The following is a 14,534-nucleotide window of genomic DNA, read 5'->3' as shown; positions in this document are numbered from 1 at the left end:
GTGTGGGGCCAGGCCCGCAGATGTCGGCCAGGGTCAGCCGAGGGACAGGAGAATTTGGCCTTCCTGCACGACCTCGCCTTCCTCGACGTGGATCGCCTGCACGGTGCCAGCCATCGGAGCCAAGAGCGGCACTTCCATCTTCATCGACTCGAGGACGAGGAGTTCATCCCCGGCGCCTACCGCATCACCCGGCCCGCAGGTCAACGCCATGACCGTGCCCGCCATCTCGGCCTTCAAGTCCATCTCGCGTTCCTGCCCGCCTCCGCTCGCCAGCCGGACAGCACCAGCCTAAGAGGGAATAATTTCTACCCGTCAGTAGATATCAATGTACGCCGGTAGATGCAACCGCTGTGTCTTGGTAGCGGGTCGACGATTTACCTCCGCTTCGACCTTGCGCCGACTGCACGCATCGCGAGTAGAGCCATCTCGTCTGCAACGGCCTCGGCCGTCAGCCGGCCATCCGGGCGGAACCAGAAGAACGCCCAGGTTGTCATACCGGTGATCGCCTGCATCGCGACGAGAGGGTCGGAGATGGTGAACTCGCCCGACGCGCGACCTTCTTCGAGAAGATCCATCAAGGCGCGGTTGAAGCGGCGATGGTCTTCCTGGAGCTTCAGCCGTGCTGCCTCTGGCAGGTGCTGTTCCTCGCGAAAGTAGACGGCGAGGTAGATGCGGCCCTTGATCACCTCGTGAGCGAGGCTGTTGACGAATCGCCTGAGCCTTTCGGTGGGCGTGCCCCGGTTCTCGCGGGCAAGGCGCGCTCGTTCCGCGGCAAGGGCCGTCGTCCTCAGGCACACGTCTGCCAGGAGATCGGCTTTTGTCGCATAATACTGGTAGATGAACGGCTTCGTGACGGAGAGCGCCGTCGCGATCTCCTCCAGGGTGGTTCGCGTGAAGCCCTTTCGGAAGAAGAGCTCGCTCGCAACCTCGAGGATGCGGTTCTTCTTAAACTCAAGCGCTTCTTCCTTCAGCCCGACGGCCATGCACCTGCGCCCTTGATGGTGAGAGAAAACCCTACCGAGCGGTATTGATTCCGATCACCTGCGACAAGCCTCGAGCGGCGGTGATCGGCGGTGTGCCGCGGCAAACGTCCGGGCGATTTCGGCGTGGGTTCCCGATGCCGAATCAGGCGGCGTCAGGCGAGCCCGCCAGCACGGATCGCCGGAGGAGGCGTGCCGGAGCTTCGACCGGGAGCCCTGCCGCACGTGCGGCCTCTTCCTGGGCAGCCTTTGCCCGTCGCCATCCGTCCCGGTCGGTGACGTGCCTGAGATAGGCGCGCACTACCCCGGGGAGGTCAGCATCCAGTCCAAGGTCTTCGGAGAGCGACAGCGCGTAGCTAACGGCGATGTCGGCCATCGTGAATCGGCCGGCGCACACGTAGTCGCGGCTGGCGAGGGCGCTCGAGAGCAGCTTTAGGCGACCGAGGAACCAGCGCCGGTAATCCTCCGCCGCCTGTGGGAGCCGCCGATCCTCCGTCTCGAGATAGGCGTAACGGAGATGAACGGCCTGCGGAAAGGTGAGTGTCGTGTCCGCCTGGTGAAGCCAGTTCAGGTATTCGGCGCGCGCGGGCTCGTCTGTCGCCACGGAGAGCCTGGAAGCAGGATGCTGCTCCGCCAGCCATTCGCAGATCGCGCTGGACTCGGTCATCACGGTCCGGCCCGCCTCGAACGCCGGAACAGTCCCGAGCGGATTGACTTCGAAGATGCGGCGATCGCGGACCCGAGGCGGAAAACCGAGGAGGATCAACTCGTAGTCGAGCCCGAGCTCCTCGAGTGCCCACAGCACGCGAAACGAGCGTGCATCAACGCAGTGCCACAGCCTCATAGGCGCATCTCCCGCCGCCGATCCAGACTTGTTCCGACGCGTATAGCCTCTTTACACCCCAGGAACAAACATATACCCGTCGGTAGATATCGGAATTGCCCGGTCGGTCCGTTACGAGTGGGTCGAGTGTCGCTCGTGCCGCCGTATCGAGGCCTCGCCGCGGTTGATCAGAAAAGTCGGGTTTCCCTCTGGGGCGGCCCGTAATCACGTTCCAGGAAGTGCCCGTCGATGCCCACGCTCGACATCTCCCCGCCGCCGAACAACGCCCAATCGCGCGCCAACCGCGAGGGTCACTTGGTCCTGCTTGACGAGGTGCGGTCGCTGGAGGCGAGGGTCGTTGCCACCTCGGCGAAGGCCGAGGCGCGTATGCGCAAGCGCAACCAGTTGCTGCCGCGCGAGCGCGTGAGCCTGCTCCTCGACCGCAACACCAGTTTTCTCGAACTCTCGACGTTGTGCGGCCTCGGTATGCACGACGACGACGGCGTTGATCGCGTCATGGGCGCGGGCGTGATCGCCGGGATCGGCGAGGTGTCTGGCCGGCGCGTGATGATCATGGCGAATGATGCGGGCATCGCGGGCGGCGCGATGCATCCCATGGGCATCCGCAAGATCGTGCGCGCGCAGGAAATCGCGCTGGAAAACCGCCTGCCCTACGTCCAGCTGGTCGAGAGCGCGGGCGCCAACCTGATGCTCCAGGCGGAACTCTTTGTGGAGGGTGGGAAGCAGTTCGCCAACCTCGCGAAGCTGTCGGCCGCGGGCGTTCCCGTGATCGCGGTTGTGCACGGCTCGTCCACGGCGGGCGGTGCCTATCAGCCCGGGATGTCGGACTACGTGATCATGGTCCGCGGGCGGTCGAAGGTCTTCCTGGCGGGGCCGCCGCTTCTGCGTGCCGCGACAGGCGAGATCGCGAACGATGAGGATCTCGGCGGCGCGGAGCTGCACGCCTCGACGACAGGGCTCGCAGAATACCTTGCCGAGGACGATGGCGACGCCATTCGGCTCGCGCGCGAGCTCGTCGCCAAGGTCGTTCCCGAGCTCGCTCGCCCTGCTGTCGGCGGACATGCCCCTCTGCGGTCGGCGGACGACATCCTCGCGCTCGCACCCACGGATTACCGGCATCCCTACGATGTGAGGGCCGTGATCGCTCGGGTCGTGGACGGGTCGGACTTCCTCGATTTCAAGCCCGATTTCGGCTTCGCGACGGTGTGCGGGCAGGCTCACGTCGGCGGGCATGCGGTCGGTCTGATCGGCAATAATGGCCCGATCGACTCCGCCGGAGCCAACAAGGCCACGCAGTTCATCCAGGCCTGCTGCCAGGGCGGCATCCCGATTGTCTTTCTCCAGAACACGACAGGCTTCATGGTCGGCACGGAGGCGGAGGCTTCGGGCATCGTCAAGCACGGGTCGAAGTTCATCCAGGCCGTGACCAATGCCACCGTGCCGAAGCTCACGATCCAAATGGGCGGAGCCTTTGGGGCGGGTGCCTACGCCATGTGTGGCCGGGCCTTCGGGCCGAGGTTCATCTTCTCCTGGCCGACGAACCGGCTGGCCGTTATGGGCGGCGAGCAGGCGGCCAAGGTGCTCGGCTTCGTCGCCGAGGACGCGGCGCGCGGGCGGGGGACCGAACCCGACCGCGACGCCATCGAGGCCCGCGGGGCGGAGATCCGGGCCGCCTATGAGCGCGAGTCGACCGCGCTCTTCACCACGGCGCGCCTCTGGGACGACGGGATCATCGATCCTCGGCATACGCGCGACGTCCTCATCCACTGCCTCGACACGATCGAGATGGGAGCCGCCAAGGAGCCGCGCCCGTCCACGTTCGGCGTCGCCCGCTTCTGACCCCGCTACCGATGACATCTCCCCTTGTCCTGGAGCAGCGTCGAGGCTTCGTCCTCACGCTCACCCTGAACGATCCCGAGCGGCGGAACGCACTCACCGACCCCATGGTGGCCGCGCTCGACACCGCGCTCGCGCGTGCCGAGGCGGACGAGCAGCTGCGTGCCGTCGTGCTTCGCGGCGCCGGCAATGCGTTCTGCGCAGGAGCGGACCTTGCAGCCACCGTCGAACGCATCGGCGAGGGCGAAGCGGGGCGGCGTGCCATCCGGGCCGTAAATGCCGAGGCCGGGGCGCTCTTCGCTCGGCTCGCCGAGATGCCAGTTTGCACTGTCGCCGTCGTGCAGGGGCCGGCGATGGGAGGAGGCTTCGGCCTTGCGGCCTGCGCCGACATCGTGCTCGGAACTCCGGAAGCACGCTTCTCCCTGTCCGAGACGACGCTTGGCCTCCTGCCCGCGCAGATCGCGCCCCATGTCGCGAGCCGGATCGGCGCGAGGGCGGCCACCCGCCTGGCGCTGACGGCAGCCCGGCTCGACGGCAAAGCCGCTCACGAGATCGGCATTCTGGACGAGCTCAGCGACACTGCCGAGGCGTTGGAGCAGCGACTCGCCGAGCTGCTCGCCGGAATCGGGCGCTGCGCCCGGGCCGCGAATGCCGAGACCAAAGCGCTGTTCCGCAATCTCGCCTGGCCCGTCTCGGGCGAATTCCGGGAGCGCGCGGCCGAGGCTTTCCTGGCCCGGCTGGACCACGCCGAGGGACGCGAAGGCGTATCCGCCTTCCTGGAGAAGCGGCGGCCGAGCTGGGTAGAGCTGCCATGACCGCAACCAACGACATGTTTCGCTTTGACCGCATTCTGATCGCCAACCGCGGTGAGATTGCCTGCCGGGTGATCCGGACGGCCCGAGCCATGGGGTACGGGACGGTCGCGGTCCATTCCGAGGCCGATCGCGGCGCGCGCCACGTCGGCTTAGCCGATGCCGCGGTGGAGATCGGCCCGGCTCCGGTGAGCCGCTCCTATCTCAAAGGCGACGAGATCATCGCGGCGGCGCTGAAGAGCGGAGCCCAGGCGGTTCATCCGGGCTACGGCTTTCTGTCCGAGAACGCGGCCTTCGCCGAAGCTTGCGGCCAGGCCGGGCTCGTCTTCATCGGCCCGTCACCCGATGCGATCCGGGCAATGGGCGACAAGGCCCTTGCCAAGCGGCGGATGATCGACGCCGGCGTGCCCTGCGTTCCCGGTTATCAGGGCGACGATCAGGACGACGCTACCTTCGCGGCCGAAGCGAAGCGGATTGGCTATCCTGTCATGATCAAGGCGTCGGCGGGCGGAGGCGGGCGCGGCATGCGCCTGGTCAACGACCCGGCCGAGCTCGCCGCAGCCCTCAAGGCCGCGCGGTCCGAGGCCAAGAACGCATTCGGCGACGGCACCCTCCTGCTCGAGAAGGCCGTCGTCGAGCCGCGCCATGTCGAGATCCAGGTCTTCGGCGACCATCAGGGCAACGTCATCCACCTTGGCGAGCGCGACTGCTCGATCCAGCGGCGCCATCAGAAGGTGGTGGAGGAAGCCCCTTCTCCGGCCGTCGATGCGAGCCTGCGTGCCGCGATGGGCGAGGCTGCCACGCAGGCGGCACGCGCCATCTCCTATGTCGGCGCCGGCACGGTGGAATTCCTCCTCGACCGGTCCGGCGACTTCTACTTCCTCGAGATGAACACCCGCCTCCAGGTGGAGCATCCGGTGACGGAGCTCGTGACCGGACTCGATCTGGTGGCCCTGCAACTCGCCGTCGCGGCGGGCCGCCCGCTGCCCCTGCGGCAGGACGACGTGCGGATCGAGGGCCACGCAATAGAGGTGCGCCTCTACGCCGAAGACCCCGCGCGAGGCTTCCTGCCTCAGACCGGTGAGGTCGCCCGGTGGTCGCCCTCGGAAGCGCCGGGCCTGCGCACGGACCACGGGCTCAATCCCGTCGATCAGGTCACGCCTTATTACGATCCGATGATCGCGAAGGTGATCGCTCACGGGGCGGACCGCGAGGAAGCGCGGCGCCGCCTGGTATTCGGGCTCGAGGATACAACGCTCTTCGGGCTGACTACCAACAAGTCGTTCCTGCTTGACGTGCTGCGCGACGACGTGTTCGCGGCAGGAGCGGCGACGACGGGCTTCATCGCGAGCCGCTTCCCTCAGGGCTGGCATGATGCAACCGACGCCACCGATGCACTGGCCGTGGCAGCCGCCGTGTTCTGTGGCGCCGGCAGTGCGCCCAGCCTGCGACCGGCCTGGCTCGCTCCCACCCTGATCTTGCGAACGGGCGAGGCGGAGCTTGCCGCAACGGCGCGGGCAGAAGCGGACGGCTGGCGCGTTACGATCGGCGATGCTGTCCGAATCGTCGCGTTTCCACCCGGCCCCGACGCGCACGCCGTCACGATAGACGGCCTTCGGCGTCCCCTGCGTCTCCTGCGCCGCGGCGACCGGCTGTTCATCGATCTCGATGGCCGCACCCGGCTCGCCGAGGACCGAACATATGCGCCTGCTGCCGGCCGTGCTGCCGGCTCCGGCGGTGTGACCCGGGCACCCATGAACGGCCAGGTCACGGCCCTGGAGGTCGTCGAAGGCCAGACGGTCGAGAAGGGGCAACTCGTCGCCGTGCTCGAGGCGATGAAGATGCAGCAGCGCATTCTGGCGCCCCAGGCGGGAATCGTTCGCAAAGTCGCGGTCGCCGTCGGCGACCAGGTCGCGGCCCGCGATCTCCTCATGGAGATCGCGGACGAGAACGCTCCTGCCGCTACGAACTAATCGATTCGCGTGTCAGTCCGCGCCTTGTTCGGCCGCGGAACCTGCAAGAGATCATAATCGAGAGGGAAGAAACGATGCTCAAGGGTTGGAAAATCATACCGTTGCTGGCCGCGGTTGCGCTCTCGACGGGCGCACAGGCTCAGATTTCCGACGGTGTGGTACGGATCGGCGTGCTAAACGACCAATCCGGCCCGTACGTGGATCTCGCGGGACCGGGCTCGGTTCTCGCGGCGCGGATGGCTGCCGAGGATTTCGGCGGCAAGGTCAACGGGGCCGCCATCGAGATCGTGTCGGCAGACCACCAGAACAAGCCCGACATCGGGTCGGTGATCGTTCGTCAATGGTTCGATGAGCAACGCGTTGATGCCGTTGCGGACGTTCCAACATCTTCGGTTGCACTCAGTGTGCAGCAGCTCGTCCGAGACAAGAAGAAGGTGTTTCTTATCTCCGGCGCCGCCAGCGAGGCATTGAGCGGAGCCGCTTGCTCGCCCTACAGCATCCAGACGTCCGACGATACGCACGCACTGACGAACGGAACCGTCAAGGCCGTGGTCGAGAGCGGTGCCGACACGTGGTACTTCATCACGGCCGATTACGCGTTCGGCAACCTGATCGAGGCCCAGAGCCGCAAGATCATCGAGGCGGCTGGCGGGAAGGTCCTCGGTTCGGCCAAGCATCCTCAGAACACGACCGATTTCGGCCAGCAATTGCTTCAGGCCAGCCAATCCGGAGCAAAGGTGATCGGTTTGGCGAACGCTGGGGCCGACACCGTCAACGCCATCAAGCAAGCCGGCGAATTCGGCATCTTCGCAGGGGGGCAACGCCTCGTCGGCCTGATCATGTTCATCTCCGAGATAAATGCGCTTGGATTGCAGGCAGCCCAGGGCCTTCTCCTGACGGAAGGGTTCTACTGGGACATGAATGATCAGGCTCGGGCCTGGTCACGGCGGTTCGCCGACAAATTCGGCAAGATGCCGACCCGTGAACAGGCGACCACCTACGCAACCGTGGTCCACTACTTGAAAGCCATCGAGGCGGCGAAGACGGACGAGTCCGAGAAGGTCGTCGCTAAGATGAAAGAGATGCCAATGGAGTTCTTCGGCCAGACCGGACCAATCCGAGCCGATGGCCGCTTCATCCACGATCTGACGCTATACCAGGTGAAGAGCCCGGCGGAGTCAAAGGGGCCGTGGGACTTCTACAAGCCCGTTCGCAACATCCCTGGCAAGGACGCCTTCGTGTCCCTCGAAGCGAGCGAATGCCCGCTCGTCAAGAAGAAGTAGTCGGAAGGTGGACCCGCGCGGTGCCGGCAGGTACCGCGCGGTCATCTCGCGGCTAGCGAGGCAGCACTCAGCATCATCCGGGACGATTGAAAAAGACCATGCGCGCCCATGCCGTCGCCGAGTTCCGCCAGCCGCTTGTCGCGATCGACTGCTCCGACCCGATCCCAACCGGGACCGAGGTGGTCCTCGAGGTGACGCGGTGCGGGGTGTGCCACACCGACCTTCATCTACAGGACGGATACTACGACCTCGGCGGGGGCAAGCGCCTCAGCCTCGCGGATCGCGGCATCAAACCGCCCGTGGTGCTCGGACACGAGGTGCTTGGCCGGCTGACGGCGAAGGGACCCGACGCACCGATTGACGATGCGGAGATCGGCAGGACGTTTCTCGTCTATCCCTGGATCGGGTGCGGATCCTGCGAGGTGTGCCGCGACGGGCAGGACAACCTCTGCACGGCCCCGCGCTCGCTCGGCGTGTTCCGCCCCGGCGGCTACGCTGGGCAATGCCTGGTTCCGCATCCGCGCTACTTGATCCCCGTCGAAGGGATCGATCCGACGGTCGCGGCCACTTACGCCTGCTCTGGCCTCACGGCGTACAGCGCCTTGCGCAAGGTCGGGATCGACAGGGAGCGGGACCTCCTCCTGATCATCGGCCTCGGTGGCGTCGGCCTGAGCGCGGTCCAGATTGCACGTGCACTCGGTTTCCAGCGCATCGCGGGCGTGGATCTCGAGAGCGACAAGAGGACGACCGCCCTGTCGCAGGGCGTGACGTTGGCGCTCGATCCAGGGGACCCGGATGCTGCTGCTAAGCTCGCTCAGGCCGGAGGGGTTGCCGCTGCCATCGATTTCGTCGGGACCGGCAGCACTACGGAACTCGCTTTCGCCTCACTGAAGAAAGGCGGGACCTGCGTGGTGGTCGGCCTGTTCGGGGGCGAGCTGCGGATCCCGCTGCCGCCACTCGTGCAGCGGGCCATCACGATCCGCGGCTCCTATGTCGGCAGCCTGGGCGAGCTCAAGGAACTCGTCGAGCTTGTCCGGACGGTCGGTGTGCCCCCGTTGCCGGTCGAGCCGATCGCCTTTGACGACGTCAATATCGCCCTCGACCGGCTTCGCGCCGGCGGTGTGAGCGGCCGGTTGGTCCTGGCGCGCTGACGCGACGGAACCGGCGTTTCGGCCCAGAGTATTCGGGAGAGCAGCATGGCGGACCGTCCGAAACGCGTCGAGATCCACGAGGAAGGCCCACGCGAAGGCTTTCAGATCGAACCGGGACCGATCAGCACGGCTGCCAAGGTCGAATTCATCGAGGCGCTGGCCGAAACAGGTCTTCGAGAGGTTCAGTCCGCCTCCTTCGTTGATCCGCGTCGCGTGCCCGGCTGGGCCGACGCCGACGAGGTCGCCCGTGCCATCCGGCGTCGCCCGGACGTCCGCTACACATGCATCTGGCTGAACCAGCGCGGGCTGGAGCGAGCGGTCGCCACCCCGCTCGACATTGTCGGCAGCATCCAGCTGAGCGCATCCGAGACGTTCTCGCTGCGGAACACCAATCGCGACACCTCACAAACACTGGCGGAGCAGCGCAAGACGCTCGATTTCTGTAAGGCTCGCGGCATCGCCGTGACCGATGCGATCGTTATGACGGCGTTCGGCTGCAACTACGAGGGCTTCATCTCATCCGAGCGCGTACGAGAATGCGTCGGGGTGTTGCTCGATCTCGCGGCGGAGTATGAACTCCAGCTCAGCTGCGTCCGCCTCGCGGACACTATGGGCTGGGCGAACCCGACAACGGTCGAGCGCATCGTCGGCACGGTTCGTGAGCGCTGGCCCGACCTGCGCCTAGGTCTTCACCTTCACGATACGCGCGGAACCGGCATGGCCAACGCCCTCGCCGGGCTGCAGATGGGGATCGACTATTTCGACAGCTCCTGCGCGGGCCTGGGGGGCTGCCCCTTCGCTGGCCACCAAAGTGCGGCGGGAAACATCTGTACCGAGGATCTGGTCTACATGTGCGAAGAGATGGGCATTGAGACCGGGATCGACCTCGAGCGTCTTATCGAATGCGCGCGGATGGCGGAGCGAATCGTCGGCCATCCGCTGCCCGGCAAGCTGATGCACGCGGGTAGTCTCCAACCGTATCGTGCAAGGAATGACAGTTAACGAAGATCGAGTTCGCCCACGCATCCTCGCGTCGGAGCGTCGAGATCCAGTCCTCTACGCCGTCGTCTCGCGATCTTGCGGTCGATAACGACTGTGCCTTGGGAGCGCTCGTGCGTTGCGAGGCGGCGCGAATGTCAACTCTCGGGAGCAACGTCTAGTCTCGGGAGCAACGTCTAGGCGCGGGAGTAGCCGCTCTCGGCGCTTAGCGGAATGTCCGCTCCCGGGCGCTGATCCCAGTTCCGCTTCTGGCGCATCTATCACATAAGGCTTGCGGCAGTGCCGACCGTTCCTGAGCGACGTTACGCCCGCCGCGGCAAGAGGAAGGTCAGGAGCCCGATCGCCGGGAGCCATGCGCAGAGGCGAAACACGTCAACGATGCCGATCCGGTCAGCCAGAAGCCCGAGCCCGCCGGCCGCAAGGCCGCCAAGGCCGAAAGACAGGCCGTAGAAAAGCCCCCCGACAAGTCCCACCCGGTGAGGCACGAGGTCGATGGCGTAGATCAGTATCGCCGAGAATGCGCTGGCCATGATGAAGCTGGCGAGCAAGCTGAGCACCCCTGTCCAGAACAAGTCCGCATGCGGCAGAATGAGGGTGAATGGCAGCGCACCAAGGATCGAAATCCAAATGATGCGATCACGCCCAATCCGGTCACCCAACATGCCACCCAGGATCACCCCGACAGCCCCGACTAGCAGGAATGCAAACAGCATCAGCTGCGAGACTTGCACGCTCACGCCGAAACGCTCGATGAGATAGAATGTGTAAAAGGACGTGAAGCTCGCCTGGTAGGCGTTCTTTGAGATCAAGAGCACGATCAGGACGGCCATTGCGAGGGCGACGCGGCCAGCCGGCATCAGTGCCTGCGGAGCCTCCCCGGGCTTCTCTCCGGTAGGGACGTGCTCACGGTGCGAGTTCACGTAGAGCGACACGGTCCAGGCCATCAGGGCCATCGCCACGAGCGCTACGCCGGAAAACCAGGACAGACTCGCCTGGCCGTTCGGCACGACGACGGCGGCGGCGAGGAGCGGGCCGAGCGAATACCCGACGTGTCCGCCGATCTGAAACACGCCTTGCGCTAGGCCCTGCCGTCCGGCCGCGGCATGCCGGGCCATCCGAGTTGCTTCGGGGTGGAACACGGCCGAACCCAGCCCCACGAGTGCAGCCGAGACCAGCACCGTCCCGTAGCTCGTGGCAAACGAGAGTCCGAGTATACCGGCCAGCGTGGCTCCCATGCCGGCGACCATGGCATGCGGCCACGGCCGCCGGTCAGTGACGTACCCGAGCAGGGGCTGGAGGATCGAGGAAGTGACCTGGAAGGCGAGCGTGATGAGGCCGACCTGCGCAAAATCCAGGTGATAAACGTCCTTCACCAGCGGATAGATCGCCGGGATCATCGACTGAAGAGTGTCGTTCAGAAGATGCGCAACACTTAGAGCCGCCAGCACGGGCATAACAGGCCGGGCTACGGAGGGCGCAAGGGAAGCTGTCGACATGACCCGGCCTAGCGCTCTCGAGAGTAAGGGGCAAATGCGTCAGTCGCAGAGCAGATGGTCTTAGAGTGGCAGTCCGGAGACCGTTGAAGCGCCAGCGCTTCGCTGGCGCTTCTGGCGCGGAGAGGAAGGCGTTCCACCCCGTGTGTGGAACATCACTCCGGCCTCGTTCTCACGTAGTCGTGCGTCTTACCCCTTCCAGTTTCTTAGCGCAGCGAAGGGGCTGGCCGAAGGATCGGGAGCGGGTGGGTTGAGCAGAGGCTCGACCTGCGCACAGGCGTCCGCAAGCGAGAAGGCAGACCCGCTTGGAAGCTTGCCGCCGGCGGCGTCCTTGTGACCGCCGCCGCGGAAGGCCCGTGCACCACTCAGGGCAGTTTCGTCGTTTGACCTGAAGGAGATCGACCCGGTCCTCTGCACGTTGGCAACTCGCTTCGCGCCGCCCGTTTCCATGATGAGATCGGACACACGCTGGAACGTCCCCGGGTCCAACCCGAACGACAGGAGCGTTCCGTCCGACAGCGGCCTGAACAGTTCGCGTGAGTGTGCGAGCACCCGCGCGATCCTCATCCGGGTTGTAAGCGACCGGTCGTCTTCTGGATCCTCGCCAAGGAGCATGTCGAGGACCCGAGTCCGCATGGTCCCAGCCTCGCGCTCGAGCTCCGCCGGCGTCAGACCTCGCTGAAGCAGGCCGGCTGCGGCCTGAAGAAGGGCGCTGACGAAGCGGTCGTGCCAGGGGTGCCCGAGCGGCAGGAGATTAGAGACGTTGTCCCAAAAGACCTCGGCTAGCACCAACCCATGCAGAAAAGCCGGGGCGGTTTTTTGCCAAAGGTCAACGGCATCGATGGCCTCGGCCAGCGCCGCTAGTTCAGCCTCAAGCTCCGGTCCGACTTCGCGGGTCGCAAAGAGAGCGCGGTGCTCATACGCCATCCGTGTCGCGCAGCGGCTGACATCGATCAGAACGGCAATGTTCGGGGCGTCGAGGTTGAAGGTCCTCAAAGCTCCGACTTCCGATGCAGGCGCCAGGTTGTGTGCCTCCAGCCGATCGAGCGATGACGCGTGATGATCGAGAACGATGAGGCGATGTTGGACACCCGGGTGGCGCCGCCGGTTGAGACCGGCGAAGCCGCGGATGAATTTGACCGTTGCGTCCTCAAGCCCAAGATCCGTCAGCAGAAGCAACTCGGTTTCCGCTGCCGCGCCCAGGCGTTTGAGTTCGCCTTCAACAACCGGCCCAACGTCCGCGTAGCGGGGCACATGGACGATGTTCGTGAGCGGAACGTACGAGCTAGCGAGCGTAGAGGCACCATAGCCGTCGAGGTCGTGGTGCGTGATCTGGGTGGCGTTCACTCGGTGTGTCCAGTCGGCGCGGCAGGGCTCAGGCGAGCCAAATAAGCCCGCTCATTAGCTCTCTACATCGGACTTCGGAGGACAGCATCCTTCACGAGCTGTGTTGCCATGTCCGCTTCAGAGCGGCACGAGAGGTAGCTCGAAAGCCCGATGGTCCCCTTCTCGCGCGGTTCGCCCGGGTAGATCGGCAGATGCGAAACGCGCTTCTCGGCTCGGTGTCATTCTCGGGTGAAGGGACTCGCACCTGAAGGCAGCAGCAGCGGCTTGACACGCGACCCCGCGGCCGCCCGACTTACCGGCCAGGCATTTAGCGTCAACGGTGGCATCAGTGCGCCTAACCGGACTATGTCCGCGGGCTCCTCTCTTTGGATTACAAATCCTCCCACTCTCAACCGACTTCGTAGGTCCGCTGCTCGGGATGGCATGCAGTTCCGCTTCTGGGCGCGAAGCTGGTTCAGCCACTCTTGCGGCCTCCCCTTCCGTCAGGCGAAAGCAGTTGCCGAGGTCACCCTGGTCAGCTGGCCCGCAATAGACGAAAGCGGCGGCTAACATCGGCTAGCCGCCGCTGATCACCTCTACCCGCCCTTCGGGACGAGCGGGCACTCGCTCTGCGAGAGAGGTCGAAACGCCTTCTCGCCCGGGATGACGGCAAGCTGCTTGTAATAGTCGTAGTCGTATTTCGACTCGGCCGGCGACTTCACCTCGAATAAATACATGTCTCTGACCACCCGGCCGTCGACGCGCAGAGTGCCATTTTTGGTCATGAAGTCGTTGATCGGCATCTCGCGCATCTTTGCCGTGACCGCCGGCCCATCGTCCGAACTGGTTGCGGCGATCGCCTTCAGATAGTGCGTGATCGCGCCATACACGCCCCCCTGTACCATCGAGGGAACTATCTTCTGGCGCTCCAGGAAGCGCTTTGACCACGCTCGGGTATCCTCGGTCTGGTCCCAGTAGAATGGCGAGGTGAGGACAAGGCCTTGCGCCGTCTTCAGCCCAAGGCTGTGTACGTCGTTGATGTAGATGAGGAGCGAAGCTAGGCGCTGCCCGCCGGACACGATGCCGAACTCGGCGGCCTGCTTGATCGCGTTGATCATGTCACCGCCACCATTCGCGAGCCCGACGACCTTGGCGCGAGAGGACTGGGCCGTAAGAAGGAAGGACGAGAAGTCCGGCGTGCTGAGCGGATGCCGGACGGAGCCTAGGACCTTACCTCCCGCATTCGTGACAACTCGTCCTGTGTCGCGCTCCAAAGCGTGCCCGAAAGCATAATCAGCGGTGATAAAGAACCAGCTGTCCCCGCCCTGCTGAACGACCGCGGTTCCGGTACCCTGCGCGAGGGAATAGGTATCATAGGTCCAATGCACGCTCGTCGGCGTACAGCTCTTTCCTGTGATGTCGGACGAGACGGCGCTCGTGATCAGGAGCACCTTCCCGCGCTCCTTCGCAAGCTGCTGGACCGCGAGCGCGACGCCTGAATTCGGCAGATCGACAATCGCGTCCACGCCCTCCTGGTCCATCCACTGTCGCGCGATGTTTGAGCCGATGTCTGCTTTGTTCTGATGGTCGGCGAAGATAAGCTCGATCCGCTTTCCGGCAACGTTCCCACCAAAATCTTCGATCGCCATCTGGGCAGCGGTGACCGAGCCGCGCCCTCCGAAATCGGCGTAGATCGATGACATGTCCGTGAGAACGCCGATCTTCACCACATCGCCCGAGATCTGCTGTGCAGATGCGGGCTCGCCCGCGAAGCTCAGGCTCGCCAGGCAAGCCGTCACGACGCCTCCAAACAGATTAGCTCTCAACATATTCCTCC

12 protein-coding genes are annotated in these 14,534 nt (G+C 65.0%); 6 read left to right on the top strand and 6 right to left on the bottom strand.

Features of this window, described 5'->3' with window-relative positions:
• Positions 1–33: 33 nt before the first annotated feature.
• From ACO2SS_RS21790 to ACO2SS_RS21780, 3 genes are all read right to left on the bottom strand, one after another.
• Entirely contained in the window at positions 34–243 is a 210-nt protein-coding gene (locus ACO2SS_RS21790; RefSeq protein WP_423279931.1) for a biotin/lipoyl-binding carrier protein, read from the bottom strand.
• A 131-nt stretch (positions 244–374) separates the two neighbouring features.
• A complete protein-coding gene (locus ACO2SS_RS21785) occupies positions 375–983 on the bottom strand; it encodes a TetR/AcrR family transcriptional regulator (protein WP_423279930.1) in 609 nt (202 codons plus the stop codon).
• A 142-nt stretch (positions 984–1,125) separates the two neighbouring features.
• The gene (locus tag ACO2SS_RS21780) at positions 1,126–1,824 is read right to left on the bottom strand and encodes a glutathione S-transferase family protein (RefSeq protein ID WP_423279929.1); all 699 of its coding nucleotides are present in this window, start codon (positions 1,822–1,824) and stop codon (positions 1,126–1,128) included.
• A gap of 228 nt (positions 1,825–2,052) precedes the next feature.
• On the opposite strand from ACO2SS_RS21780, the gene ACO2SS_RS21775 reads away from it, so the two are divergent.
• From ACO2SS_RS21775 to ACO2SS_RS21750, 6 genes are all read left to right on the top strand, one after another.
• Positions 2,053–3,663 (top strand): acyl-CoA carboxylase subunit beta, encoded by a 1,611-nt coding sequence (locus ACO2SS_RS21775; RefSeq protein ID WP_423279928.1) that lies wholly within the window; start codon positions 2,053–2,055, stop codon positions 3,661–3,663.
• Positions 3,664–3,674: 11 nt separating this feature from the next.
• Positions 3,675–4,475, top strand: a complete 801-nt coding sequence (locus tag ACO2SS_RS21770; protein ID WP_423279927.1) for an enoyl-CoA hydratase/isomerase family protein — start codon at positions 3,675–3,677, stop codon at positions 4,473–4,475.
• Positions 4,472–6,445 (top strand): acetyl/propionyl/methylcrotonyl-CoA carboxylase subunit alpha, encoded by a 1,974-nt coding sequence (locus ACO2SS_RS21765; RefSeq protein ID WP_423279926.1) that lies wholly within the window; start codon positions 4,472–4,474, stop codon positions 6,443–6,445. Before ACO2SS_RS21770 ends, ACO2SS_RS21765 begins: the two co-directional genes overlap by 4 nt.
• A gap of 74 nt (positions 6,446–6,519) precedes the next feature.
• Positions 6,520–7,728 (top strand): ABC transporter substrate-binding protein, encoded by a 1,209-nt coding sequence (locus tag ACO2SS_RS21760; protein WP_423279925.1) that lies wholly within the window; start codon positions 6,520–6,522, stop codon positions 7,726–7,728.
• A gap of 98 nt (positions 7,729–7,826) precedes the next feature.
• Complete coding sequence (locus tag ACO2SS_RS21755; protein WP_423279924.1) at positions 7,827–8,879, top strand: alcohol dehydrogenase; 1,053 nt, start codon at positions 7,827–7,829, stop codon at positions 8,877–8,879.
• Positions 8,880–8,924: 45 nt separating this feature from the next.
• Positions 8,925–9,881, top strand: a complete 957-nt coding sequence (locus ACO2SS_RS21750) for a hydroxymethylglutaryl-CoA lyase (protein ID WP_423279923.1) — start codon at positions 8,925–8,927, stop codon at positions 9,879–9,881.
• Between the two features lie 299 nt (positions 9,882–10,180).
• Here ACO2SS_RS21750 and ACO2SS_RS21745 read toward each other — a convergent pair whose 3' ends face one another.
• The 3 genes from ACO2SS_RS21745 to ACO2SS_RS21735 form a co-directional block, all read right to left on the bottom strand.
• Positions 10,181–11,374, bottom strand: coding sequence for an MFS transporter (locus ACO2SS_RS21745; RefSeq protein ID WP_423279922.1), 1,194 nt, complete (start codon positions 11,372–11,374; stop codon positions 10,181–10,183).
• A gap of 186 nt (positions 11,375–11,560) precedes the next feature.
• On the bottom strand, positions 11,561–12,718 hold the full coding sequence (locus ACO2SS_RS21740) for a dimethylmenaquinone methyltransferase (protein WP_423279921.1): 1,158 nt from the start codon (positions 12,716–12,718) through the stop codon (positions 11,561–11,563).
• Between the two features lie 575 nt (positions 12,719–13,293).
• The gene (locus ACO2SS_RS21735; RefSeq protein WP_423279920.1) at positions 13,294–14,526 is read right to left on the bottom strand and encodes an ABC transporter substrate-binding protein; all 1,233 of its coding nucleotides are present in this window, start codon (positions 14,524–14,526) and stop codon (positions 13,294–13,296) included.
• Positions 14,527–14,534: the final 8 nt, after the last annotated feature.

The organism is Enterovirga sp. CN4-39 (genome assembly GCF_049446235.1).
GTDB lineage: Bacteria > Pseudomonadota > Alphaproteobacteria > Rhizobiales > Beijerinckiaceae > Enterovirga.
The sequence above is the reverse complement of the archived record's forward strand: the minus strand, read 5'-3'. Positions and strand labels throughout refer to the sequence as shown.

Coding starts and splice junctions, on each gene's coding strand:
- ACO2SS_RS21790 (WP_423279931.1), bottom strand. CDS start 243: ATGGACTTGAAGGCCGAGATGGCGGGCACGGTCATGGCGTTGACCTGC.
- ACO2SS_RS21785 (WP_423279930.1), bottom strand. CDS start 983: ATGGCCGTCGGGCTGAAGGAAGAAGCGCTTGAGTTTAAGAAGAACCGC.
- ACO2SS_RS21780 (WP_423279929.1), bottom strand. CDS start 1,824: ATGAGGCTGTGGCACTGCGTTGATGCACGCTCGTTTCGCGTGCTGTGG.
- ACO2SS_RS21775 (WP_423279928.1), top strand. CDS start 2,053: ATGCCCACGCTCGACATCTCCCCGCCGCCGAACAACGCCCAATCGCGC.
- ACO2SS_RS21770 (WP_423279927.1), top strand. CDS start 3,675: ATGACATCTCCCCTTGTCCTGGAGCAGCGTCGAGGCTTCGTCCTCACG.
- ACO2SS_RS21765 (WP_423279926.1), top strand. CDS start 4,472: ATGACCGCAACCAACGACATGTTTCGCTTTGACCGCATTCTGATCGCC.
- ACO2SS_RS21760 (WP_423279925.1), top strand. CDS start 6,520: ATGCTCAAGGGTTGGAAAATCATACCGTTGCTGGCCGCGGTTGCGCTC.
- ACO2SS_RS21755 (WP_423279924.1), top strand. CDS start 7,827: ATGCGCGCCCATGCCGTCGCCGAGTTCCGCCAGCCGCTTGTCGCGATC.
- ACO2SS_RS21750 (WP_423279923.1), top strand. CDS start 8,925: ATGGCGGACCGTCCGAAACGCGTCGAGATCCACGAGGAAGGCCCACGC.
- ACO2SS_RS21745 (WP_423279922.1), bottom strand. CDS start 11,374: ATGTCGACAGCTTCCCTTGCGCCCTCCGTAGCCCGGCCTGTTATGCCC.
- ACO2SS_RS21735 (WP_423279920.1), bottom strand. CDS start 14,526: ATGTTGAGAGCTAATCTGTTTGGAGGCGTCGTGACGGCTTGCCTGGCG.